Source organism: Olegusella massiliensis, from assembly GCF_900078545.1.
Taxonomy (GTDB): domain Bacteria; phylum Actinomycetota; class Coriobacteriia; order Coriobacteriales; family Atopobiaceae; genus Olegusella; species Olegusella massiliensis.
This window is the reverse complement of record NZ_FLLS01000001.1, coordinates 19,326-42,997: the sequence shown is the minus strand read 5'-3', so window position 1 is coordinate 42,997 and position 23,672 is coordinate 19,326. Positions and strand designations below refer to the sequence as shown.

23 protein-coding genes and 1 pseudogene are annotated in these 23,672 nt (G+C 46.4%); 4 read left to right on the top strand and 20 right to left on the bottom strand.

Features of this window, described 5'->3' with window-relative positions:
• Positions 1-2: 2 nt before the first annotated feature.
• The 12 genes from der to BN4314_RS00170 form a co-directional block, all read right to left on the bottom strand.
• Positions 3-1,322: a ribosome biogenesis GTPase Der gene (gene der, locus BN4314_RS00225; RefSeq protein ID WP_021735548.1), complete on the bottom strand. Its 1,320-nt coding sequence runs from the start codon at positions 1,320-1,322 to the stop codon at positions 3-5.
• A 128-nt stretch (positions 1,323-1,450) separates the two neighbouring features.
• The gene (gene ispH / locus BN4314_RS00220) at positions 1,451-2,299 is read right to left on the bottom strand and encodes a 4-hydroxy-3-methylbut-2-enyl diphosphate reductase (protein ID WP_068539131.1); all 849 of its coding nucleotides are present in this window, start codon (positions 2,297-2,299) and stop codon (positions 1,451-1,453) included.
• Positions 2,300-2,347: 48 nt separating this feature from the next.
• Positions 2,348-3,892 (bottom strand): (d)CMP kinase, encoded by a 1,545-nt coding sequence (gene cmk / locus BN4314_RS00215; RefSeq protein WP_068539129.1) that lies wholly within the window; start codon positions 3,890-3,892, stop codon positions 2,348-2,350.
• A 73-nt stretch (positions 3,893-3,965) separates the two neighbouring features.
• On the bottom strand, positions 3,966-4,766 hold the full coding sequence (locus BN4314_RS00210; RefSeq protein WP_068539127.1) for a pseudouridine synthase: 801 nt from the start codon (positions 4,764-4,766) through the stop codon (positions 3,966-3,968).
• Positions 4,759-5,496 carry an SMC-Scp complex subunit ScpB gene (scpB, locus tag BN4314_RS00205; RefSeq protein WP_021735557.1) on the bottom strand — a complete coding sequence of 246 codons (738 nt, stop codon included), beginning with the start codon at positions 5,494-5,496 and terminating at the stop codon, positions 4,759-4,761. Before scpB ends, BN4314_RS00210 begins: the two co-directional genes overlap by 8 nt.
• A gap of 2 nt (positions 5,497-5,498) precedes the next feature.
• Positions 5,499-6,311, bottom strand: coding sequence for a segregation and condensation protein A (locus BN4314_RS00200; protein WP_068539125.1), 813 nt, complete (start codon positions 6,309-6,311; stop codon positions 5,499-5,501).
• A complete protein-coding gene (locus BN4314_RS00195) occupies positions 6,311-7,006 on the bottom strand; it encodes a site-2 protease family protein (protein WP_068539123.1) in 696 nt (231 codons plus the stop codon). Before BN4314_RS00195 ends, BN4314_RS00200 begins: the two co-directional genes overlap by 1 nt.
• Positions 7,003-8,994 carry a ribosomal protection-like ABC-F family protein gene (gene abc-f, locus BN4314_RS00190; protein WP_068539122.1) on the bottom strand — a complete coding sequence of 664 codons (1,992 nt, stop codon included), beginning with the start codon at positions 8,992-8,994 and terminating at the stop codon, positions 7,003-7,005. The genes BN4314_RS00195 and abc-f overlap by 4 nt, the downstream gene beginning before the upstream one ends.
• Before the next feature lie 45 nt (positions 8,995-9,039).
• Positions 9,040-9,441, bottom strand: coding sequence for a VOC family protein (locus tag BN4314_RS00185; RefSeq protein ID WP_021735564.1), 402 nt, complete (start codon positions 9,439-9,441; stop codon positions 9,040-9,042).
• 117 nt (positions 9,442-9,558) lie between these two features.
• Positions 9,559-10,572, bottom strand: coding sequence for a CPBP family intramembrane glutamic endopeptidase (locus tag BN4314_RS00180; RefSeq protein ID WP_068539120.1), 1,014 nt, complete (start codon positions 10,570-10,572; stop codon positions 9,559-9,561).
• Entirely contained in the window at positions 10,569-11,792 is a 1,224-nt protein-coding gene (gene hemW, locus BN4314_RS00175; protein ID WP_068539118.1) for a radical SAM family heme chaperone HemW, read from the bottom strand. The genes BN4314_RS00180 and hemW overlap by 4 nt, the downstream gene beginning before the upstream one ends.
• A complete protein-coding gene (locus BN4314_RS00170; RefSeq protein ID WP_232309691.1) occupies positions 11,789-12,865 on the bottom strand; it encodes a tRNA dihydrouridine synthase in 1,077 nt (358 codons plus the stop codon). Before BN4314_RS00170 ends, hemW begins: the two co-directional genes overlap by 4 nt.
• A gap of 101 nt (positions 12,866-12,966) precedes the next feature.
• On the opposite strand from BN4314_RS00170, the gene BN4314_RS00165 reads away from it, so the two are divergent.
• A complete protein-coding gene (locus tag BN4314_RS00165; RefSeq protein ID WP_232309690.1) occupies positions 12,967-13,851 on the top strand; it encodes a histidinol-phosphatase HisJ family protein in 885 nt (294 codons plus the stop codon).
• A 20-nt stretch (positions 13,852-13,871) separates the two neighbouring features.
• Complete coding sequence (locus BN4314_RS00160) at positions 13,872-14,837, top strand: Abi family protein (RefSeq protein ID WP_068539115.1); 966 nt, start codon at positions 13,872-13,874, stop codon at positions 14,835-14,837.
• A gap of 40 nt (positions 14,838-14,877) precedes the next feature.
• Here the strand turns inward: BN4314_RS00160 and lepA are convergent, their stop codons facing one another.
• A complete protein-coding gene (gene lepA, locus BN4314_RS00155) occupies positions 14,878-16,692 on the bottom strand; it encodes a translation elongation factor 4 (RefSeq protein WP_068539113.1) in 1,815 nt (604 codons plus the stop codon).
• A gap of 140 nt (positions 16,693-16,832) precedes the next feature.
• On the opposite strand from lepA, the gene rpsT reads away from it, so the two are divergent.
• Both rpsT and BN4314_RS00145 read left to right on the top strand, forming a co-directional pair.
• On the top strand, positions 16,833-17,096 hold the full coding sequence (rpsT, locus tag BN4314_RS00150) for a 30S ribosomal protein S20 (RefSeq protein WP_021735541.1): 264 nt from the start codon (positions 16,833-16,835) through the stop codon (positions 17,094-17,096).
• A gap of 467 nt (positions 17,097-17,563) precedes the next feature.
• Complete coding sequence (locus BN4314_RS00145) at positions 17,564-17,767, top strand: hypothetical protein (protein ID WP_068539111.1); 204 nt, start codon at positions 17,564-17,566, stop codon at positions 17,765-17,767.
• Between the two features lie 207 nt (positions 17,768-17,974).
• Here the strand turns inward: BN4314_RS00145 and BN4314_RS08360 are convergent, their stop codons facing one another.
• From BN4314_RS08360 to BN4314_RS00115, 7 genes and pseudogenes are all read right to left on the bottom strand, one after another.
• Positions 17,975-18,121 carry a DNA methyltransferase gene (locus BN4314_RS08360; RefSeq protein ID WP_408634863.1) on the bottom strand — a complete coding sequence of 49 codons (147 nt, stop codon included), beginning with the start codon at positions 18,119-18,121 and terminating at the stop codon, positions 17,975-17,977.
• A gap of 222 nt (positions 18,122-18,343) precedes the next feature.
• On the bottom strand, positions 18,344-18,850 hold the full coding sequence (locus BN4314_RS00140; protein WP_035098410.1) for a hypothetical protein: 507 nt from the start codon (positions 18,848-18,850) through the stop codon (positions 18,344-18,346).
• Positions 18,850-19,203, bottom strand: a complete 354-nt coding sequence (locus BN4314_RS00135; protein WP_196800686.1) for a hypothetical protein — start codon at positions 19,201-19,203, stop codon at positions 18,850-18,852. The genes BN4314_RS00140 and BN4314_RS00135 overlap by 1 nt, the downstream gene beginning before the upstream one ends.
• 32 nt (positions 19,204-19,235) lie before the next feature.
• The gene (locus tag BN4314_RS00130; RefSeq protein ID WP_021736209.1) at positions 19,236-19,544 is read right to left on the bottom strand and encodes an alpha/beta fold hydrolase; all 309 of its coding nucleotides are present in this window, start codon (positions 19,542-19,544) and stop codon (positions 19,236-19,238) included.
• Between the two features lie 167 nt (positions 19,545-19,711).
• A pseudogene (locus BN4314_RS00125) lies at positions 19,712-20,089 on the bottom strand (MptD family putative ECF transporter S component); the annotation flags it as partial.
• A 105-nt stretch (positions 20,090-20,194) separates the two neighbouring features.
• Positions 20,195-21,931, bottom strand: a complete 1,737-nt coding sequence (locus tag BN4314_RS00120) for an ABC transporter ATP-binding protein (protein WP_021736238.1) — start codon at positions 21,929-21,931, stop codon at positions 20,195-20,197.
• Positions 21,924-23,642 (bottom strand): ABC transporter ATP-binding protein, encoded by a 1,719-nt coding sequence (locus BN4314_RS00115; protein WP_068539109.1) that lies wholly within the window; start codon positions 23,640-23,642, stop codon positions 21,924-21,926. The genes BN4314_RS00120 and BN4314_RS00115 overlap by 8 nt, the downstream gene beginning before the upstream one ends.
• Positions 23,643-23,672 lie beyond the last annotated feature (30 nt).

Below are 23,672 nucleotides of genomic sequence, written 5' to 3'. Positions count from 1 at the left end.
GCCTATGCATCCTTCCTGCGGAATTTCAACCTAAGAGGAGTTCCTTCTAGATTGAATGCCTCGCGAATACGATTCTCAAGAAAATGCTCAAAGTTATCATCTACCAAATCGGGTGCATTACAGAAAAACGATAGTACCGGTGGCTTACTCCCCGTCTGCGTTGCATAATTAATCTTGAGACGACGACCGCGGTCACTCACGGTATGACCGGTAGCGCGGATAGATTCGAGCACTCTGTTGATTTCCGAGGTCTTAAGCTGCTGCGCACGTGCTTCGGCAGCCTGGATAGCAAGGGATAAAATCTTGTCGCAAGAACGACCTGTCAAAGCCGACACATTGATAGAGGATGCCCAGGGTGCAAAGACAAGACGACGCTCAAGACCTGCTACCAATGAATCACGCATAGCATCAGTATCAACAAGATCCCACTTATTAAGAACAACAACTAGTCCGCAACCTCGGTCAATAGCAGCAGAAGCTAGTTTTTGATCTTGCTCGGTTACCCCTACGCTGGAGTCAACCACAAGCAAGCATACGTCAGCGCGGTCAATCGCCGCAAGGCCACGTACCAAGCTATAGTACTCAATATCCTCATGTACCTGGCTCTTTTTGCGCATACCTGCAGTATCAACAAGGCGAATAGGACGACCTTGCCACTCAATCATTGTGTCAATAGCATCACGAGTGGTACCTGCAATGTCAGAAACAATGGAGCGGCTCTTATTGGAAAGCCTATTAGCAAGACTGGATTTGCCAACATTGGGACGACCGATAATAGCGATGGACAAAACATCATCATCGACTTCTTCTTCGTCGCTTTCCTCAGGCAAAAGATTGACAATTTCATCGAGTAGATCGCCTGTCCCATAGCCATGACCTGCAGATATGGGACGAGGCTCACCCACGCCAAGCGAATAATATTGCCAAGTTGCAAGCTCATCTTGAGGATTGTCCTGCTTGTTAACCACAAGCAAAGTTGGTTTTTTTGCACGGCGCACAACGCGTGCGACCTCTTCGTCCTCGTCGGTCACCCCAACACTACCGTCAACAACCATGACAATAACCTGCGCTTCATCACAGGCAAGTAAAGCTTGTTCACGAATGCGCGGAGCAAAAGTATCCTGAGATTTAATTGACTCAATACCACCCGTGTCTATAAGGGTAAATTCGCGCCCATTCCAGTCACATTCATGATAGCTGCGATCTCGGGTAACACCGCGAGACTCATGAACAATGGCATCGCGAGATTGAGCGAGACGATTTACAAGCGTAGATTTGCCAACGTTGGGACGACCAACAACAGCAACAATTGACTTGGACATAGCTCTCCTTGCTGGTAAGTACTTACTCTAAGAGTCTACCCCAGCAACCGAGGCTCTAGTGCTACAAGCGCTGTATATCCTTTAGAAAATGCTCGCGACCATTTAGAGCACAAATATATCGATTTTTATTATCGAGCTTCTGCACAGAGCTTAGCAATGCGATTCCGTACCGCATCAATCTGATCGGTTGGTGTAGAGGCGCCTGCTGTAATACCTACCAGCTCCGCATCGATAAACCAATCGGCTTCAAGTTCGCTAGGTCCCTCAATATGGTGTGTCTTTTTGCAATGCTCAGCACAAATTTCAGCTAAGTGAGTGGTATTGGCAGAATTACGTCCACCAATAACAATCATTACATTTGCCTCAGTCGCTAGCTCAGCTGCCGCACGTTGACGCGATGAGGTAGCCTCACAAATGGTATTCACTACACGCAACTCATCAGTTAAAGGAAGTAGCGCATCCATAATCCCTTGTACGCGATCCTGCGTCATGGTGGTCTGTACCACCATGCCCACACGACGGGAAATGTTCACACCTTTAAGCTCTGAAGCATCTCCCACAATCAAAGCTTCAGGAGCATGCCCTACGGTACCTTCTACTTCGGGATGTCCTACCTCGCCCACAACGATAAGCTGATAGCCTTCGCGGCTAAGAAGTTCAGCTGCATTGTGTGCCCGTTTTACAAAAGGGCAAGTGGCATCAATAACCGTTGTGCAGGCCTTCCGAGCAGCAGATTCAACCTCTGGCGTCACGCCATGTGTCCGTAGTACCAAGGTATTGCCCTCAGCTTCGCAAGGCTGCTCAACCACTTCAACACCAGAAGCGTCCAAATCAGCCACAACCGTTGGATTGTGAATAAGAGGACCCAGCGTACGCACATGACCAGGAGCTGTTAGTGCTGCCTTACGTACCATATCAAGTGCACGGCCCACGCCATAGCAAGCGCCCGCTTCGCGAGCGATACGAATTTCTGGCATCAAGAAAGCTCCTTTCAGGTGAGCCACAAGACTGCAGAGGTCTTACATCTATTCTTTGCCTGGGTGCTTGGCTCGTAGCTCATCTCGCAATGCATAGACCTGCTCCATAGCAATGCGTTCCATCTCACGTGCCTTTGCCTTACGACCCTGAGCAGGAATATCCGCAAAAGAAATAGGGTCGCCTACTTTGAAGAAAACGCGCCAAAAAAGACGTTTGAAATGTGCGCCTTGAGGGGTAATTTGACGAGCCCCAACCACGGCTGTAGGCTGCACATCTGCCTTTGCCAACTGTGCCATCAATGCAAAGCCACCGTGAATCTCAATGGGCTCCTCATCACTGCGAATGCGTGTGCCCTCAGGATAGATCACAACACATTCACCTCGCTTGAGTGCTCGCTCAGCTCGACGTACCGCCTTAAGATCTGCTGTGCCCCGCTCTACGGGAATACAACCCGCTCTTGAAAGTAACCAGCTCATAAATTTATTTTTATCAAACTCACTTTTGTAGATAAAACGGCCTCGAATACCGTGCACATATAAAGTGACGAAGGCTGCAACTGGCTCCAACATTGAGACGTGATTCATAATGATGACACGACCCTTACGATTGGACCAAAGCTTTTCACCATCCTCAAACGTCCAAGGCCACAACAGCTTGGTCAAAAAGCCCAAAACCCCTACTACAACACCAATAAAGAGCTTTGCCGGTCGTGGATATTCGCACATTGCACGATCTCGGTAGTCATCAAAACTATTACCTGCAAAAGCGCGCAAGGGCTCTGCTTTTTCACGAGCAATTAACGACTTTTGAGAACTAGACTTTATAGATTGAGACGTGACTTCAGCGGTTTTTTGTTCACCGCCTTTAGCAAAAGGGACACATTCACCCTTTATAACAGGCTCTGTCATCCGCGCCTCATCAATCAGCGTAACTACACGTGTCACGACTTCTTCTACCGTAAGAGTTGATGAATCAATGTGACAAGCTCCCTCAGCTGGACGAAGCGGCGCCACCTCACGTGTAGAATCTAGTTGATCTCGACGCAAAATATCATCAAGCACCTGTTTTTCTTCTTCTGCATTGGTAGTCGCATCAAGGTCTACGGCAGCATCAAGACCTTCACGCTGCACCGTACGACGATGGGCACGAGCGGCGGCATCTGCAGTCAAAAATACTTTGACCTCTGCGTCTGGAAAAACAACGGTACCAATATCGCGACCTTCAGCTACCACATCACCTGCCGCACCCAGCTCACGCTGACGGGCAACCATCGCTTCGCGAACCGCAGGAATTGCAGAAACTGCAGAGACATTACGATCAACACCAGGAGTACGGATAGCAGCAGTCACATCAGAGCCATCAACATAAACGGTCTGTCCTCTACCATCAAGACCAAATTCAATTGAGATAGTCTGAGCAAGATGAGCAACACGTTTGACATCATCTACCGGCACACCGTTAACAAGACACTTCCAAGTAACCGCGCGATACATTGCTCCTGTGTCCAAATAAGTAAGACCACAGCGCTCAGCAACTACCCGTGCGACGGTTGACTTGCCCGAGCCTGCCGGACCATCAATGGCAACTCTCATGCTTTTCCTCTCATGCTGCGTACTAGAAGATTGATGCTAGCAGAAATAGTAATCCCCTCCTGCACGGCGCTCCTCATGAGCCCGCAGCCTGCTCAATAGCATACTGCTCTTGTTGCGTAAGTAAACGCCAATGTCCTCGTTTGATATCCACCAAGTGCAAAGGTCCAAAACTATCACGGTGCAAAGCAAGCACCTCATGGCCAATAAAGGACAGCATACGCTTAACCTGATGCTTTTTACCTTCATGAATCGTGAGTCCAACAAGAGAAGTACCTTTAAGCAAACCCTGTGGAATCACAGCCTGCGCCTCTGAATTATCAGCGGAAAGTAATTCTACTTCTGCTGGAGCAGAAATCCTATCGTCAAGTGGCACTCCTTTGCGTAGGCGTTTAAGCTCAGCCTGCGATGGTACACCTTTAACAAGAGCAATATAGTGTTTATCCACATGCCTTGAAGGATGGAGCAAAGCCTGTCCCATATCACCGCTGGTTGTAAAAAAGAGCAATCCTGTAGTATCACTATCCAATCTCCCCACAGGAAAAAGGCCTGGATAAAGCTTGGTTGGCACCAAGGAAGCAACACAGCGACGGCCTTGAGGATCGTTCATCGTCGTGACATAGCCTTGAGGTTTATAGAGCATCAAATACACGGGACTATCTGCAAAATGAACTCTTTTATTATCAACCGTAACTTCATCTACCAGTGGATTTACCTTGCTGCCCAACTCCTTTACCACAACACCGTTAACACGCACACGACCAGCTGTCATCAAATCCTCAGATTTACGACGGCTTGCAACACCTGCTCGCGCTAAAAACCGCTGCAGCCGTAAAGGAACAATACGCTCATCTGTCTGGTTTGAAGTCTCATTCATCTGCGCTGTCGCCTTCAACTGCAACTTTTTGCTCCTCTTGAGCAAAAGAAACTTCTTCGTCAGATAGATCATCTAGATCGTAGTTGGTATCAAGCAAATCACGCTCTGCTTCAAGCTCTTCTGTAGTTTCATCAAGAGTAGATCCTAGACTCGCACCCGAAAGGCGCTCGCGAATAAATTGGCGTGACTCCTCATCAGGAGCAAAATCCTCCAGAGGTGGCAAATCACGCAACGATTTCAAACCAAAACGCTCAAGGAAAGCGCGCGTAGTACCATACAAAATCGCCTGACCACGAATACGATCACGTCCCGCCTCACGCACCAAGCCCTTCTCTACCAAAGAGGCAATAACACCATCAGAGTTGACCCCACGCACCGCACGCACACCCTCACGTGTTACCGGCTGGTGATACGCAATAACTGCTAAGGCCTCAAGAGCAGCCTGAGACAAACGAGATTTGTCCCACGAAAGCACATAGGCCTCAACTTGATCATGATAGGATGGATGGGTAAAAAAGCGCCAACCACCAGCAACTTCACGGAGCTGGATGCCGCGATTGGCATCAGCATACTCAGCCGCAAGTTCAGCGAGGGCTGCAGAGGTCTCTCCCGGTGTTGAGCCGGCAGCCTTAGCAAGGTCAAGGGCAGAAACTGCCTCAGAAGACACTAAGAGGAGCGCCTCGAGAGCACCTTTGAGTGACTGATTGCTCAAGCGTTCAAAATCAGACATCCTTACTCCTCACCCACACTCGAAAGGCCTGCATTTGCATCAAAAGCAGGAGCCCCCTCGACATGATTTACCTCAATATCACCAAAAGGCTCAGTTTGATTGAGCGTCACAGCACCACGACCTGCCAGCTCAAGCATGGCAAGAAAAGCCGCAACAACAGACTCAGGCGTATGCTTACCCTCAATCAACTCAGAAAAACGCACCCGTGTGCGTGCGCGCACCATACGATCTACTGCAGCCACCGTCAAAGCCAAGGGTAAGCGCTTGGGAGCTACATGTTCTGCTTCCAAGAGAACGGCATCACGACGACAGTCGAGGTCCGCGCAGATAACTGCAAGTGACCTCAGTGTAATACCTTCAAGATAGTCAGGCATCAAACCAAGGAAATCAGGATCTGGGCCCGCTGTACGCGGCTCCATTAAAGCCTCAGTCTCTTGACGAGAGACAAGAGCGGCCGCAGCATTACGAAACTGTTTGTATGCAATCAAGCGCGCAATCAATACTTCGCGAGCAGTCTCGGGTGTAAGACCTAAAAATTCATCATCGTCATCATCTTCACGGGTAGTAGCACGTTTTTTTCCAAAGTCCTCAGGAATGAGAGCAGCCGCTTTAAGATCAAGTAAGGTAGCTGCCACCAGCACAAAATCGCTCGCTACATCTAAATCCATCGAACCCATTGACTCAACTTCTGCCAGATATTGATCAGCCACCTCAGCGACCGAGATAGCGCCGATATCAAGCTTTTGTCTACTTACGAGTTGCAGCAGCAAATCAAAGGGCCCTGAATATGTTTGGGTACGAATCCGGTATGACATCACAGACCCATCAACAAAAAGTCAAATAAACGTCCTGCTGTCAAATCGAGATAAGAAGACAGGGGATCAATATTAAGCCAGCTTGGCAGTACAAAAAGCAAAACGAGCAATACAGGCATAGAGTAGCGCTCGACTTTGTAGTACCACAGTCGAGCTTCGCCCGTAAGGAAAGGGGAAACAATCTTTGAGCCATCCAATGGAGGTAAGGGAATCAAATTGAAAAAACAAAGCACCAAATTGATGTAGCAAAAATTCAATAAAACAATGACTACCCAATAACTCCAGCCTTGACTCATAAGATAATCGGCCCAAATCACGTGAGGAAAAATGAGATGACAAAGGCCAGCACCAATAAACGCAAGCATGAGATTGCACATAGGTCCTGCAAGAGCAACTAGCAATTCGTCCCTCTGAGGGTTTTTGAGAAAGCGTGGATTATAAGGCACAGGCTTTGCAAATGCAAAAATAGGACCATGTGCGAGAGCCAAGACAAGCGGCAAAGCAAATGAGCCAATAGGATCGATATGAGCTAGAGGGTTAAGCGTGAGGCGCCCTTGCAGTTTTGCCGTAGGATCACCTAGTTTATAGGCAGCATAGCCGTGGGAAATCTCGTGCAACGTAGCAGAAATCATTACTATCACCACAGAGATAACAATGAGTATGACTTTGGTAAATTGAGCGTACGCCGCACTCATATAGATGCCTCCTCTATTTCGGCGGAAAGCTCCAGCCATTCTTCTTCCAGTAGGGGAATTTTCTTTGAGAGCGCCTCATACTCCTTCATGGCCTGATCAAACTTGGCGGCATCTGCATAGAGCTCTTCGTCTGCCATGAGTTTCATCAGCTGTTCATAGCGGGATTGCGCAGGTTTCAGCGCGGCTTCAACCTCTGTGAGACGTTTTTTTGTAGAACGGAGTGCTTTGCTCGTAGCTTGACGTGCTTCCGCCTCAGCACGGCGCTGCTCACGTGTCTTTACATTGCGGCCTAGTATTTGTGGTGCTTCAGCGGTAGTTTTGGTTTCTACCTTTGCCTGAACAACTGTTTCAGCCGACTGGCTAGCGGCACGCGCAGCCAGCTCAGCGCGCTTAAACTCAAAGTATTCGTAGTCACCATCGTAGAGTGTGACCTTATGGTCACGCACATCAATGACTTTGTTTGCCACAGCTCGCACTAAATGCTCATCATGGCTAATAAGGACGATAGTACCTGCAAAGGATACAAGCGCACGTTCAAGCACATCAACCGAATCGATATCCAAATGATTGGTTGGCTCATCCAAGCACAAAAGTGGATCGGGAGCCACGAGCATTTTTGCCAAAGCAAGGCGTGCCTTTTCACCACCAGAAAGCACTGATACATGCTTGTCAACATCATCACCATGAAAGAGAAAGGCACCAAGCAATTTACGCTCTTCAGAGGTGGTCCAGCCAGGCGCTACCGTGTCCATCTCAGCAAGTACCGTATTGCTCTCGTTCAGGCTTTCTAGCTGATGTTGAGCGTAATAAGCAGTGCTGACATTTTGTCCTAGCTCAATACTGCCGGCACTTGGCGCTTCAAGTCCCAAAATAAGCTTCATAAGTGTGGACTTACCAGCACCATTAGGACCAACAAGTGCAACATGATCTCCACGATAGAGACTCAAATTGACATCGCCATACACACGATGAGGTCCAAAAGACTTTGCAACATCGGTGAGTTTGACAACTAAGTCACCCGTACGAGGTGGCTCAGGAAAACGGAAATGCACCTTATGAGCCTGCTCGGGCAACACAACCAACTCAGACTGAATCTGCTCAACACGGCGAATACGCTCTTGGACCTGCTTTGCCTTAGTAGGCTTGTAACGAAATTTATCAATGAAGACCTGCATATGAGCAATATCGCGCTCCTGCGCCGCGCGCTTGGCACGCAATTGCAACAAATTATCCTCACGTTGGTGCAGGTAAGCAGAGTAGTTGCCCGTATAGGTATAAAGGTGGCGGTTTTCAAGAGATGCAACATGGGATACACAAGCATCCATGAAGCTACGATCGTGGGAGACTAAAAGCACTGCGCCATCATAAGCTGCAATAAATTGTTCTAGCCACTGAACGCTCTCAAGATCTAAGTGATTAGTTGGCTCATCTAACAAAAGCAAATCGGGATGACGCAACAGAAGCTTGGATAATGCAATACGCATCTGCCAACCACCCGAAAACTCATCTGCAGGCTTACCAAAATCTTCCACGGGAAAACCGAGGCCACCCAAAATTGCACGTGCGCGACTCTCCAATTCATAGCCGCCTAGACGCTCAAAACGATCCTGACTTGCTGCATAGCGCTCAAGCAAAACGTCCAACTCAGGGCCGGCTCCACAAAGCGAAATCTGTTTTTCTAATTTCTTGTTCTGATGCTCGAGGGCACGAATCTCTTCTGCAGAGTCAATCACTTCGCGCAATGCACTTTTACCACCATCAAGTTTGGTTTCCTGTTCAAGATAACCAATGCATATATCGCGAGCAAAACTTACGGTACCCTCATCAGGTACTTCTTGACCCATAACAATCTTGAGCAGAGTAGTTTTTCCAGCTCCATTAGGGCCCACCAAGGCCCAGCGCTCGCCAGCATTAAGCTGCAGCGTTGCTCCCGAATAGAGCATACGGCCACCAAAAGATTTTGAGATTTTATCTGCAAGAGCTATCAAAGTAGTACTCGTCCTATCTTGAGCCGTCAAAATACGGCTGTTACCTTACTCGTCATCAGTGAGGTGAATTGCAAAACCAGCAATTTCTTGCGTGAAATACACCAGATGAGTACTGCCGTCAGGATTGAGCGCACGGCTTGACTCGTTAATTTCAAAACCTCGATCTGCAAACCAACGTTCAGCGGCGGGAATATCATCAACATGAAAGCCAATATGACCACGCTTCCCGCGTCCTACGCCTTTCATAACCTCAATCAAGGTGCCTGCAAACACTGACACCGGCGCCAAAACATTGCGGGGTAGCCCCATCAGAGTATCGAACTGGCTGGCAATATCTTCTGCTTCTGCATCATCGGCAGCGTTAATACCCACATGTGCAATACGCAGACCAAAAAGCTCAACGGGATCTTCCGAAATGCCATCATTTTTTTGCAGATTCTCAGCCATAACTTTCCCTCCGAAGGTTTGCACGGTGTGCCCAAAGCATAGGCACAGAGACCTTTAGTATACGCACGCATACACCGGCCCGCCATGCTATATAAGCTCTACCACGACTTTCCCACCTTACATAGCAAGTTTTAAAGGGGTCTGCTGATCTTGAGCTGACCTCTTTATAAGAACACGATAAGACATGATGCCTACGGCTATAAATACCAGCAGGACTAATATGAGGCCGCTCTCGCCACTACCGAGATATTTTTCGCCAAGGCGAGCGGCAGGAGTAAAGAAATAGCCTACAAAAAATGACGACGCATTTACTGCAAAATGTCCAATCATTGAAGTAGGAAGATCTCCAACTCTCAGACAAATAAAACCAAGTACCGAGCCCACCACAAAAGCATAGGTTCCCTGCACAAGATTGCCATGGGCAATACCAAAGGCTAAAGCTTGTGCTACGACAACAAGCCAGAGTTTTGTAGTCGAGCGACGAGCATACTCAAGGGCAACACCACGAAAGAAAATCTCTTCACTAATGGGTGCCATTACCACCAGAGCAACAATAGAAACCCAGTTAGTATCAAATGCCTCCTTCATAAGTTCACTGTACTCACCCATCAACTTAGGGATAAAAGGCTCAATCAGGGTAAGGGCGGCGGAAATAACAAGCTGCAAGGCTAGGCCGATAACGATAATTAAAATCACATCTATGGTTTTTTTGCCGACACTCCCCTGCCAATCTTTACGAGCAAGCACGTTATCCAGCCAAGTCTTCTTATCTTTAAACACAATTTGCCGACGCGAGTTAATAAGACGCAAATAGCGGTAGAGAGGAAGACCAACAGCTACTGTTGTGATCTGGGAAAGCAAAAGCGCATATTCAATCAGCGTATTTTGAGACAGTTTTATCCGTGCAATAAAGGTCGTCAACATAAAAATAATACTCACGAGGATTTGAATCCCTAGATAGCCACCAAGACAAACAAGAACAATCATCAGCAGCCAACGAAGTCCTCCATGAATAATCTTTTCCTGTGGCTGAGAAGCTGTTGATTGGGGAGTTTGTTGTGGGGATATAGCGGTGTCACTATCAGTTAGGGGGACAAAGCCAGTAGGAACTGGCGGCATTGTTTCACTCATAAGCTAACCTCCAAAGTTTTGGTCTCAAACTCAGGCGTAAGCGACCAAAGCATCTCAAACAATTCATTGCCCAAGAGCCAAGCGCGCTGAGTAGGAGCCACTCGTTGTCCTTTTGACTGCAAAAGCCCCTGTTTGATGAGCTGCTCTATCTGCCTTTCAAGTAGTGCTTTTCCCAAAACCGACTGAGCGTAGTCAAGCTGATCAGCTGAAATCCCCTCAACCAAACGCGCGCTCAGCATCAAATCTTCTGCACAAGCTTGGCTCTCTGTCAAAAATTCGAGCTCAAGCTTATCACCTGTCAGCTTAGTACGGATACGCTTAAAAGAATCTTCAAGCTGAGGGAAAGCATAACCTTGTTTTCGCATGCGTCCATACAATTCAGCCGTCATCATGCCTGCAGCACCTTTCCCCAAACCCAAATAACTACGTCCTTGCCAATAGCTCAGGTTGTGCTGACAAAACTTATGATTTTTGGCAAAACTGGCCACCTCATAACGCTCAAAACCTACCGAACTCAACTTATCAGCTGCATAGCTCATGCGTTCTGCTTGGACATCCGAATCATTCCAAGCTGGGTTTTGGTCGCCTACTCTGTAAGCCAGTTCAGTGCCCTCTTCAATTTGGAGTGGATAGACACTGATATGAGTTGGGCCCCAAGAAATAAGCTTATCAAGACTATCTTTCCAACTTTGAGCAGTCTGTAAGGGTATGGCGCACATCAAATCGCACGAAACATCAAGACCTGCAGCAACCGCCTCTTTTACCCGCAGTTCTGCACAAGCTACATCGTGTATACGCCCCAAAGCATTAAGCTCATTGTCGTTGCAAGACTGCACACCCACCGAAATGCGCGTTAAGCCTGCTTCCTTGAGTTTTGAAACAAGTGGTGCAGAGAGTGACTCAGGGTTTGCCTCGCTGGTAAGTTCACACAGTTCAGGACAGCTTTGACGCAGTTCAGATACCAACTGCACCAACCCATCACCTAACATCGAAGGAGTACCACCACCTATATAGGCGCACCGACAATGCTCAAGCAAACCAGCTGCTGCCGCACGGTGTATGTCTGCAACCAAAGCATTCAGGTAGTCCTGCATCACAGCTGCGTGATGTGACGTAGCAAGTGAATAAAAATCACAGTAGGCACATTTCTTTATACAGAAGGGTATATGCAGGTAAATAGCCTCAAAACTGTCTTCATGTAAACGCGTATCCCAGCTCATGAGAGCGTCTCTTCAATTTTTTTTGCCATGGCAATAAAGGACTGGGCATCCAAGCAGTGCATAGCCTGATCGCGCCATTCTGCAGCATCAGGAATCCCCCTAAAGTACCAACCCGCAATGCTACGTGCTCGAGCAATATGTGCTCCTGTAGCTTCAAGCAAAGCAACATGGCAGCGAAAAGCTGCAAGGCGTTGATGAAGATCATGCTGAGGCGGAGTCTTTCCCAGCTGCAACAGCTGCGCGTCATTAAAAATCCAAGGATTGCCATACGTACCGCGGGCCACCATGACAGCTGTAGCACCAGTCTGCTCACGCACCGACTTTGCAGAGTCGGCATCTTTGATATCGCCTGAAGCAATAACGGGGATATCCACTGCATCCACCACGCGCGAAATGGTTGACCAATCAGCCTCTCCACGATAAAACTGATTGGCAAAGCGCCCATGCACCGCAATTGCTGAGACGCCTGCCTCTTGCATTTTTTGAGCAAATTTTGGTGCGAGTTCGTTATCCATCTTGTAACCGCGTCGAATTTTGCAGCTTACTGGCACAGGTTCTATGCCCAAATACTCAGCTCCCGCTGCAATGCCTTCACGGCATGCAGCTACAATTTCTGATGCGAGACCAGAGTCCAGCATCAGAGCAGAACCTTCACCCTTGCGAGTTACCTTGGGTACGGGACAGGCCATATTAATATCAATAAGCACAAGTTTTTTGCCTACTCGCTTGACTACCTGTTCGCTAGCCTCACGAAACTGTTCGACTTGAGCCCCAAAAAGTTGGACTGCAAGCTCTGGCTCAAACTCATGCGGCAACGCCAAATCCCAGGTTTTATCACCACCGAAGTGAATGCCTGCAACCGACACCATCTCGCTATATGCTAAAGCAGCACCACCTGCGCGTGCCATAATGCGCCACGCTGCATCACTCACCCCAGCCATGGGCGCCATCAAATAGGGCCTAGACTGCAAGCGTTCAGCAAGACTTTTTACCTGAGGGGGCTCTTCCCAGGCAGTCATTAAGCCCGCGCCAAGCGCATAGTGTTCTAGTACCTCTTGTGCTGTCTTTTGCACATTGCCTCCCTTTGCGGTAACTCAATTAGAATAGCAATAGTGTTCTCATACGGACAGATATGCACTATAGAAAGAGGCATTATATGTATGCGGATTACCACGTGCATAGTATTTTTTCCGATGATTCTAACTACCCTATTGAAGAAGTTTGTAGGGATGCATGTCGTCTTGGTCTTGATGAAATTTGTTTTACTGACCATGTAGATTACGGCATCAAATACGATCTCAGTCCTCTTGATGCTGCGGGCACACTCTTTGATAAGAGTTACGCCGAACCAAAAGAAACTAATGAATCTGCCCACATTGTCACCAATGTTGACTACCAGCACTACTTTCCTGCCATTGCCGCAGCTCGTAGGCGTTGGGGTACGGCTCAACATGATTGGTGGGGCGGTACATTACGCGTACGCTGTGGATTGGAATTAGGGCTACAGCGACACACTATCGACTCCAATCAACATTTGGTAGATGCTCGTAAAGATGAACTTGATTTTGTTTTGCTTTCTTGCCATCAGATTGATGATCTTGAGTTCTGGTCAAACGACTACCAAAAAGGCAAAGCACCCGAAGCTGTCACGCAGGCCTATTACGAAGAAATCTTCGCCTGCCAGCAGCTCTTCAAGGACTATAGCGTGCTGGCGCATCTGGATGCTATTAAACGCGACAATGCCGCTGACAAGCGTCCTTTTTCTGCTTACCGTGAGGTAGTTGCCGCGATTCTTGAGCAAGCAATACGCGATGGTAAGGGTATTGAACTTAATACCTCATCGGTACGTTACGGACTCTCTGATTGGCAACCTTGCAAAGAAATTTTGTCACTATATCGCGATTTAGGCGGGCAAATCATCACGGTAGGAAGTGATTCCCATCAGCCTGCTCAGCTCGGCAGTTACCTACGTCAAGGCTATGATTTATTACGCAACTTAGGCTTTGCGGGTGTCTACCATTTTAAACATATGACAGGCAGTTTAGTGCCCTTCGACTAGGCCAGAGACGGAAGACAAATATGACAAAACACAAGATGCGTTGGCATGGTAAACCTGGCCCCACACTCGACCCAAAAGACCAGATATCTTACCTAGCATCCCGTGGTATTACGTTTGAACGTGTCGATCAAAATACTGCCACGCGCTATCTGCGTGATACGGGTGGCTTTATGCGTACCGCATCCTATAAATCGCTGTTCCCCAAACTCCGTCATACCGATGGTTCAAGTAGCTATATTGGACTCGACTTTGCTGAACTCATGGATTTGACTGAGATTGACCACGAGCTTCGTTTTTGCTTTTTGCCGCTCGTCCTTGATGTTGAGCACTCTGCAAAGTTGCAACTACTCTATCTTGCCAACAAAAAACACGAAGATCCCTACGAAATTGTTGAGGCTTATATCAGCAGTCTATCTAGCGGCAAGCGGCAACGGCTTATGGCAGAACTAGAAAATCGCCGCGGAGATAATGATATCTATTCAGGGTTTCTCATTGACAAATATGTAGAAGACATGCCGCTCTGGGTTATAGCCGAAGTATTTGATTTTGGAGACTTTCTTGACCTCTGGGGTTTCTGTGCACGCAGATGGCATAGTGAAGAACTCGTACAGGTACGTTATCTGCTAAAAGATACCAAAGATTTGCGTAATGCCTGTGCGCATGGCTCTTGTATTCTCAATGGCATAGCATCTGGTTATGCTCCCTATGAAACTCCCCTACCACTCATACAAGCACTTAAAAATGCACATATTGCAAGCGACCAGCAAATTATGCGCTGGACTTCCAATCCGCGTACTCTAGAGCTCTTGGCCGCACTTTGGTGTTTTAATAAGCTTGTTCGGGATGAGCAGCGACGGGCATATGCGCATACATCTCTTGACAAATTCTTTGCTCGTGCGCGCAAGCATGCAGATTGGTATACAGACAATGAGACACTTGTATCTTGCTACCGCTTTTTTATGCTCATAGCAAAAGCCTGGCGTTAAACACCAGGCTTGTTTTTTGTTGCAATACGTTAGAAGAATCCTACTGATCGTCGCCTACGCGCAGCACGGCCAAAAAGGCTTCCTGAGGTACTTCAACCGAACCGAGAGTTTTCATACGCTTCTTGCCCTCTTTCTGCTTTTCTAGCAACTTACGTTTGCGGCTGATATCACCGCCATAGCATTTGGCAAGGACATCTTTGCGAAGCGCACGTACGGTACTACGACTAATAATCTTGTTGCCAATAGCTCCCTGAATGGGTACTTCAAATTGCTGACGAGGGATAAGGTCGCGAAGCTTGTCACAAAGACCGCGCGCAAGCGCATATGCCTTGTCCTTGTGCACAATAAAAGACAAGGCATCCACTTCATCGCCCGAAAGTAAAATATCCAGCTTGATGAGAGGACTCTCGCGATATTCATAGAAGTCATAGTCAAGACTGGCATAGCCTTTGGTGCGACTCTTAAGCTGATCAAAGTAGTCAAGAATAAGCTCTGCAAGCGGCATCTCCCAGTGCATTTCCACTGACTTATCTGAGAGATACACCATGTTGACGAAGCTGCCACGGTGCTCAACCGTCAAATCCATAACCGCACCAACAAACTCAGGTGGCACGATGACCTCGGCTTTAAGATAAGGCTCCTCGATGCGCTCAATACGTGTAGGCTCAGGCATATCTTGGGGACTCGTAAGCTCCAGCATCTCACCTGAAGTCAGATAAACGTGATAGTTAACACTGGGGCTCGTAGCAATAAGGTCAAGATCAAATTCGCGCTCCAAACGCTCCTTAACGACCTCCATATGTAGCAAGCCCAAAAATCCCACGCGAAAACCAAAACCTAAAGCAACCGACGTTTCGGGTTCCCATACCAAACTTGGATCATTGACACGCAACCGCGTGAGAGCATCGCGCAGATTCTCGTAGTCTTTATTGTCAATCGGGAAAAGTCCGGTGAAGACCATCGGCTTAACTTCACGATAGCCTGGTAAAGGCTTAGCACAAGGACGCATTTGGCCGGTAAGGGTATCGCCAGCTTTTACCAAAGCAGGATCCTTCAGGCCAGTCACCACATAGCCTACTTCTCCTACTTCTAAAGACGGTAAGGGAGTCTCAAGCGGACGCTTACATCCCACTTCTTCCACCAAAAATGGTGTATGAGAAGCCATCATGCACAGTTTGTCACCCGCAGATATAGAACCATCAAAGACGCGAACTGTTGCAACGACACCACGATACGCATCAAAGTAGGAATCCAAGACAAGCGCTCGTAAAGGCGCCGCTTCATCTCCTGAAGGAGGCTTCACCAAATAGACAATAGACTCAAGTAAATCGTGAATACCCTCGCCTGTCTTGCCTGAAACAAGCACAGCATCATCAGCAGGGATGGCAAGGGCATCCTCGATTTCGGCTTTTACTTCCTCGGGATGTGCAGAAGGCAAATCAATCTTGTTGATGGCAGGCACAATATCAAGATTGGCATTCATCGCAAGATTGGCATTGGAAACCGTCTGTGCTTCTACACCCTGGGTAGCATCTACTACCAGTACTGCTCCCTCACAGGCAGCAAGACTGCGACTAACCTCATAGGTAAAGTCTACATGCCCGGGAGTATCAATCAGATTAAAGGTATAGGTTTCGCCATCGTCAGCATCATAGAGCACGCGTACGGCGTTCGACTTGATGGTGATGCCACGCTCTTGCTCAATATCCATACTATCAAGCATCTGAGAAGTTAAATCTCTCTGCTCAACGGTATGGGTAAGCTCAAGAATGCGATCAGAGATCGTCGATTTACCGTGGTCGATATGAGCCACGATGCTGAAATTACGGATGTGTGATGTGTCTGTAGTATTCATAAGAAAGATAATACCTCAGTTGGCCCTCTGAGTGCTATACTTCATAGGTTGACCTCCCGTCTGGTTGTGTCCCCACGCTTCCAGACGTCGCTTGTCTCAGCATAGAGGCCTCATTGATGATTGGTTGAAAGGAAAAGCACGTGGCAAACATCAAGTCGCAAAAGAAGCGCATTCTCACCGCTGAGAAGGCTCGTCAGCGTAACAAGGCAGTACGCTCTGAGCTCAAGACCTATGTAAAAAAGGTCGTCACTGCTGTTGAGGCTGGCGACAAAGACGCAGCACAGCTTGCTGCAAACGCTGCTGGTCGTAAATTTGACAAGGCTGCAGCAAAGGGCATCATTCACAAAAACCAAGCAGCTGAGCGCAAGTCTGGCGTTCAGAACATGGTTAACAAGATGGCCTAAGGTTTTCTAGCCTAAAACTTTTGCAACATCATAGAGTCGAGCGAGATTTCGATTCTCAGTGAACTGATACTATTCTTAGCACAATGGAGACTGGCTCTGGAAATTTCTGGAGTCAGTCTTTTTGTATGCATTTTAGGGTGACGCATGAGGAAAGCTCTACTGAGCAAATCTCTATCTAAGAAATTCAGTACAGAGTCTGTCATTCGATTGTCACTCGCTACAGAAAATCTTAAAGCTTTTGTGGGTGCTATGTGTTCACATGCGTCCATCAAGCTTCAATCCCCTGGCGACCACAATATACTATGACAATAAAGTGTTATATCAGCGTATTAGATTCACGCTCACCCACGAATTGGAGCATATCTTCTAGAGCATCCTACAGACGAAAAGAAAGTCTACGAAGATGAAACAAATTTCTTTGCTCGATTTTTTCTTACTTCCAATCATATTTTAAGGAAGAAGATTAGATGCGTGTAACTGACTATCAAACCTTTGTCACAATATATATGGTGCTCGATGCTGCATATGACAAATCAAAATCAAAGAAAACTTTGGCATTTATTGGAGACGCAAATCCCAACATTTGGAAAGGGCGGACACCTGGCGATCCAGCGTTATTTTACGAGTTTAGCGAGAAGTTTGTTAAACGTTTTGCCAATAGAACACCGTAAACCCTGATGATGTAATGGCCTTTGTTAGAGAGTTCCTCACAGAACAAAATGCGGAATACGGTTGGGAAGCTGGCGACTTAGTAGCAGAGTTTGATTCTGTAGTAACACCCGAGCTGTGGGAAAAACGCTAAGTGAAGCACCAAAATAGGAACGTTAAACACAGCTGGTCGAGCGTAACCTCAATAGGATCTGTCTGAAAAGTGTACGCTACGTCTCGCCATACAAATCTGCAAGTACACGGTTCTTCAGCTTTCTAAGCGAAAGATAAGTCTCGGTAAGGAAATTTCCCGAACCACACGCTGGATCTATTCCGACACTGTATTTGATACAATTTAACGCTGGTGCGTAAGTCATGTGTTTAACCTCGAAATCCCTTGATTTACAGGGATTTTCGCCTTTCTGCGGAGCTTCCGTCACTGCCTTCCGTGGCGGTTTTTGTATGATTTTGGGGCTTTTCTGTGGCTCTTGCCGGTGTGTCTGTTTACGTTTTTCGTACCCCTTGGCGAGCAATCGTTAAAAGGTGTCAGCAATCGTTAAATTGTTTGAAGAACCGTTAAAAGGTTTACAGATTGCGAATTATCTGACTAACACTCCAATAATGAGCGCCTGGATTACTGATATGATTGGTATTAGCAAAAAGGGTACAAACAAAAAATGTTCCCAAATCGCCAAGTGCTTCATCCAATTCTTAAATTCATAGTCCTTGTGCCCCTCTGTGCCGGGAATAACAATTTTGCTCTTATATTTTCCTTGAAATAACAGACAATCTAACAGCAAAAAATCTCCTGCATTTAAGATGCTCCACTGAATATAGCTCATCCAAAACAAGTTCCAAAAACCAATAATTGGGGAATGCATAAGGCTCGCAACCGAATAAACAAAACATATCCCAACGAGGCCGATAGTGAATATGAGATTTATCTTTTTCTCTTGCGTTGTCATTGGTAAAGGAGCTGCCTTTTGAATGGCTTTTGGATAAGAGTCCAAAAACCATCTTGGATTGATCAGTGCCAAGCTTGCGACAGCCCCATTAAAAATTGCGGCGATCGCCACGCCGTCAAGTATTGCTCGTAGGATATCCATCAACTTTTATCTTTCTCATTCCATAAATCCGAATCCAAAAATTCTTTTACAAACGTCAGATACGCCTCCGTGTTTTGCGTCATCTCCTCGCAGTGCCCATAGCCTTGCCAGATTTTTATTTCCGCTTTGAGATAATGTTTCTTGATACTTCTTTTTGCGTGTCCAAGATTCGGATCTTTGTCCCCATAGGAAAAGATGACCTCTTTCTGCCTATCTTCCAATAAGCGCGGCAAGCGGATGTGCCCGCAATCGTACACAATGTTTCTGATGCTCTGCTTGTCCATCGAAACAAGTGTGTCAACCGGCAGCTTCGCGTACTTTCCATAGCGCTTGGCGACCTGACTGATCACCACTTGGGGATCTTGCCGTGCTTTCTTTTGTTTACTCAGAAATACACGCCCCAGCATTTTTGAGATAAGTCCTGCGTTTTCAAAAAAGCTAGTTCCTTCAAAGAACAGTTTTTGAAAAGATCATGCTCCTTTAAATAACAGGCAAGCGCGGCTGCTTCCTCAGTTGTGCTGATATAGGGATTGTCTTTTGCCTTCCCATGCCCGGAAAGATCCGGAACGATATAGCGATACTCGTTTCCCAGCTTTTTTGCCATACTTTCTATCATGAGTTGCCCGGAAAAATTCATGGGATGGATAAGGACGATGGTCTCTTGTTTATCTTGATTGATGTCATGAATTACCATACTTAGTCATCTTTTCCTTGATACTTTGCTGCCTCCGGCAAGAAAGCGCGTGCGCATCCTCTTCGGTGCTATCACTTTCGTCGTAGCTGTCATAGGGAGCGGTCGGATCAGTCGGTTTTTGCATGTAGAAAGCATTGCAGGTCTTATCGGTATGAGCAAAGACAAAGTCAAAGTCGCAGCTGTAACCGGTATGAAAGAATGCTGTTCATCGAATCGATAAACATGGCAACACTAAAAGCAATGGCGATGCGTTTGCTATTATCGTACTTTCCGATAATCAGCTCGCAGACAATCCCTGCAATCAGAGTAATCGGAATCATGATCCCATAACCTAAAATTGCATATACCAACCCAAGCACAGCCCAAAAGAGAAGCGCTGTGCCACGCTTTTGTACTTTTCGAGCCGCAATCACAAAAGTCGGTCCGATCACAAAAGCGGCAAACCCGGCTGAAATGTAGAGGGCAGCCATGCCTAAAAGTCCCGTCAGCATACTGATTCCAAAGGAGACAACACAGCCAATTACTGCCAATACGGCAATCTGTACAACATTTTTTAGTTACATCATAAAATTCCTTTCTGAACATTTAATTCTCGACAACATCAGGCACAATCATTTTTATGTCGAAGATGTTGTTGTTAGTTCCAAACTTTAATTTGCGAATCTCCAGCTTTCCGCCTTGCTTCTCGATTCGATAAGATCTCGATAAAGACCTCCTTGCAGCATCAATTCATCATGTGTGCCGCACTGCTCAATCCCTGCTTTGTTCAGTACCAAAATCCGGTTTGCATTACGGATCGTCTTCAAGCGGTGCGCGATCATGATGACGGTTTTGTTTTGAGTAAGGGCTTCAATGGCTGCTTTCAGCTTGTCTTCGTTTTCCGGATCAACATTTGCAGTAGCTTCATCAAAGATGATAATCGGTGCATCTTTCAGCATTGCTCTGGCAATGGAGATGCGCTGTTTTTCACCGCCGGAAAGACTTGTTCCACCTTCTCCGATCATGCTCTGATAGCCATCGGGCAAGGCGGAAATAAAGTCATGGCACTGGGCCTTTTTTGCCGCCGCAATCACATCATCGCGGCTGGCATTTGGGCATCCGAATTTAATGTTGTTTTCAATCGTATCGGCAAAAAGATAGACATCTTGGAAGACCATCGAAATATGATTCATGAGATTTTCAAGGGAGTAATCTTTTATGTTCTTTCCTCCAAGGCGAATCTCTCCTGAATTGACATCCCAAAAGCGAGAGATCAAATTGCAAAAAGTTGTTTTTCCTGAACCAGACGGCCCTACGATAGCCGTCATTGATTTTTCGGGGATATAGCAAGACACATTATTTAAGATTGGCTTTTCGCCATAGGCAAAGGAAACATTTTTAAATTCAATATCGTGTTGCTGAAGTACATCATTGATATGACCTTCCGGCATATCTTGCATTTGATTGACGTAATCATAAGAATCCATCGCGTTGTCAATGGTTCTAAGCATGGCCATAGCACTACCAGAAGCCAATAAACTGTTAAAAATAACAAAACTGGCAACCAGCGTCATGATGGTATAGTCCAAAGAAAGCTCTCCCGAAAAGTAGCATGAAAGTGCTGTGGCAATCATAACCGAAATCGTGATCGCAATGATGATTTTCAGCAGTACCGTGTAAGGCGTAACGGCCTTTTCAAGGCTCAACGTCGATTTTTTTGTTTCTTCAAAACTTTGATCCAGCTTGTTGTTATTTTGTCCGCCCAAGTTATAGGACTTGATGATCTGCATACCTTGCAAGGTTGCCAGCACTTCTTTCGTGAGATCGTTTTGTACAACAGAAACTCGATCCGAACTCTTTTTAGATCTTTGCTGCATTAAAGCGGCCGCTGCCAAGAAAATCAAAGACCCAGCGATAGCAATGAGTGCAATTTTCCAATGCAGCATAAAAAGGGACAGGATAAATACCACGGTTACAAGCAGACCGCCGAATACCATAATAAAAAGTGTGGGCACCCAAGTTTCGAGACTGTCCAACTTTGTCGTCGCAATGGCCGTTAAATTTCCTAAGCTAAAATCATTGAAAAAGCCCATTGGCACTTTTTTGATTTTTTCTCCCATAGCGATACGTTTATTTGCGGCTGTAAAATAGCCGGCATGCGTTTGCTTAAGCATGGAATTTTTCTTAGAAATAATGATGCCCAGTAAGGAAAGCAATAAGAATGCGCTGCACATACCAATCGTCTGCCACGTAATTTCCTGCTTTATAATCGCCGCAATGACCAAATAGATGGCCATAAATTGAAAAACGTTAAAAATCGCGCCCAAAAAACTCCAGATCACCGAGGAGCGAATCATTCCTTGCTCACGCTCTGCAAATTTCCATAACTTCTTAAATGTATTAATCATTTTCTTCACCTCGCATGGCCGCACTCCACAATTCTTGGTAAACCGGAGAATCTTTTAATAGTTCATCGTGTGTTCCGTGATTTTCAACATATCCATCATGGATTACAAATATTTGATCCACATCTGCAATGGTTTTCAGTCGATGGGCGATAATAATGAGCGTTTTGCCTTTTACCAATGTGGCGATGGCATCTTGCAAAATAGCTTCATTTTCTGGATCGATATAGGAAGTGGCTTCATCCAAAATGACAATCGGTGCATCTTTGAGCATGGCGCGTGCAATAGAGATGCGTTGGCGCTCACCGCCGGAGAGATGCCCGCCACCTTCTCCGGCAACCGTTTCATAGCCTTGTGAGAGCTTCATAATGAAATCGTGGCAGCCCGATTTTTTAGCGATTTCTATAATTTCCTCATCCGTTGCATCTTTTTTGCCGATGCGAATATTATCTTTGATGGAAATATCAAACAAATAATTGTCTTGAGATACATAAGAAATAGCATCCGAAAGCTGTTCTAAAGGCATATCCTTGAGAGCTATGCCACCAATTGTTATGGTGCCACTATCGGTATCCCAAAATCCGGCGAGGAGCTTTGCAACGGTCGATTTCCCTGAGCCAGAATACCCGACGAGTGCATTGACACTACCTTCATTGATGTGCAGATTGACATCCTTGATAACCTGTTTGTTATCATCGTAAGAGAAATTCACGTGATCGAAAGTGATGTCATAGCGTGCAATGTTTTGTGTACCGGTTGCGTGGGATAACTCTTTTGAGTTGAGAACTTTTTCAATCTCACCGGCAATGGTTTTGATGCGACCCATATCGTCCTCATAAGACATCACCTGCATGATATTTGAGATTGTGCCAAACGATAAAATAATCAACATCAAAAGATGAGCGCCGCTTAGGCTACCTTGCATACAGAAGAAAAGGCCAAACGGAATGATGGTTAAAATACCCATCGGTGCAAGCGACATGCTCACCGCATAATCGTTGTTGTTCAAGCCCATCCACTTGCAGTAATAATCTGCTTTGGCATAAACATTATCGCTATATTTTTTATAGGATGTATCGCCTTGATTAAAAGACTTAATGACCTCGATGCCGTTGATATATTCCACAATCGAGTTGTTCATGTCTTGACCAATTTTGACTGCTTTGGGAAACATTTTAGGCATGCGCTTCATCGGGCCGGCCATAAAAAACATGCCGATCACAAGAGGAACCAGTGCCAAGAGCGAAACGCGCCAATCGAGTACAAACATGTAAACAAGAAGTAAAACCGGGCCAACAATATTAGCGGTCATTTCAGGAATCAGGTGAGCCAGGGTTGTCTCCATGCTGTCAACTTGATTCACGATGACATCTTTTAGCTTTCCTGTGCTTAAATTCAAAATGTTTCCTAACGGCATTTTGAAAAGTTTGTCCATGATATCTCGCCTGATTTCACACAAAGCACCATAGGTCGCCGTATGAGAAATCGTGGTGGAAATACCCATAAAAACTTCTTTTGCGCACAGCAGCGCGAGAATACTGAGGACTCCTTTAGTATAAAAAGCAAAATCTGTATTCCCTGCAATGAGGGCAATGATCATTTTGCTCAAGAGCACATAGGTAAAAAGTCCTGCCAGTACACCCAAAACGGCAAAAAGAACCGAGAAAAAGTAGCCGGTCTTATTTTTGGCGATGTACTTTTTCAATAAGTTCATATCAAAAAACCTCCTTAGTAAATGAATGAA

Bases quoted from the DNA above. Each gene is read 5' to 3' on its own strand.
- cmk (WP_068539129.1), bottom strand. From the start codon at position 3,892: ATGAGAGTTGCCATTGATGGTCCGGCAGGCTCGGGCAAGTCAACCGTC.
- BN4314_RS00160 (WP_068539115.1), top strand. From the start codon at position 13,872: ATGACAAAACACAAGATGCGTTGGCATGGTAAACCTGGCCCCACACTC.
- BN4314_RS00210 (WP_068539127.1), bottom strand. From the start codon at position 4,766: ATGAATGAGACTTCAAACCAGACAGATGAGCGTATTGTTCCTTTACGG.
- BN4314_RS00195 (WP_068539123.1), bottom strand. From the start codon at position 7,006: ATGAGTGCGGCGTACGCTCAATTTACCAAAGTCATACTCATTGTTATC.
- BN4314_RS00145 (WP_068539111.1), top strand. From the start codon at position 17,564: ATGCGTGTAACTGACTATCAAACCTTTGTCACAATATATATGGTGCTC.
- BN4314_RS00180 (WP_068539120.1), bottom strand. From the start codon at position 10,572: ATGAGTGAAACAATGCCGCCAGTTCCTACTGGCTTTGTCCCCCTAACT.
- BN4314_RS00120 (WP_021736238.1), bottom strand. From the start codon at position 21,931: ATGATTAATACATTTAAGAAGTTATGGAAATTTGCAGAGCGTGAGCAA.
- BN4314_RS00130 (WP_021736209.1), bottom strand. From the start codon at position 19,544: ATGGTAATTCATGACATCAATCAAGATAAACAAGAGACCATCGTCCTT.
- ispH (WP_068539131.1), bottom strand. From the start codon at position 2,299: ATGCCAGAAATTCGTATCGCTCGCGAAGCGGGCGCTTGCTATGGCGTG.
- BN4314_RS08360 (WP_408634863.1), bottom strand. From the start codon at position 18,121: ATGACTTACGCACCAGCGTTAAATTGTATCAAATACAGTGTCGGAATA.
- BN4314_RS00200 (WP_068539125.1), bottom strand. From the start codon at position 6,311: ATGTCATACCGGATTCGTACCCAAACATATTCAGGGCCCTTTGATTTG.
- der (WP_021735548.1), bottom strand. From the start codon at position 1,322: ATGTCCAAGTCAATTGTTGCTGTTGTTGGTCGTCCCAACGTTGGCAAA.
- BN4314_RS00115 (WP_068539109.1), bottom strand. From the start codon at position 23,642: ATGAACTTATTGAAAAAGTACATCGCCAAAAATAAGACCGGCTACTTT.
- lepA (WP_068539113.1), bottom strand. From the start codon at position 16,692: ATGAATACTACAGACACATCACACATCCGTAATTTCAGCATCGTGGCT.
- hemW (WP_068539118.1), bottom strand. From the start codon at position 11,792: ATGAGCTGGGATACGCGTTTACATGAAGACAGTTTTGAGGCTATTTAC.
- scpB (WP_021735557.1), bottom strand. From the start codon at position 5,496: ATGTCTGATTTTGAACGCTTGAGCAATCAGTCACTCAAAGGTGCTCTC.
- BN4314_RS00185 (WP_021735564.1), bottom strand. From the start codon at position 9,441: ATGGCTGAGAATCTGCAAAAAAATGATGGCATTTCGGAAGATCCCGTT.
- BN4314_RS00140 (WP_035098410.1), bottom strand. From the start codon at position 18,850: ATGGATATCCTACGAGCAATACTTGACGGCGTGGCGATCGCCGCAATT.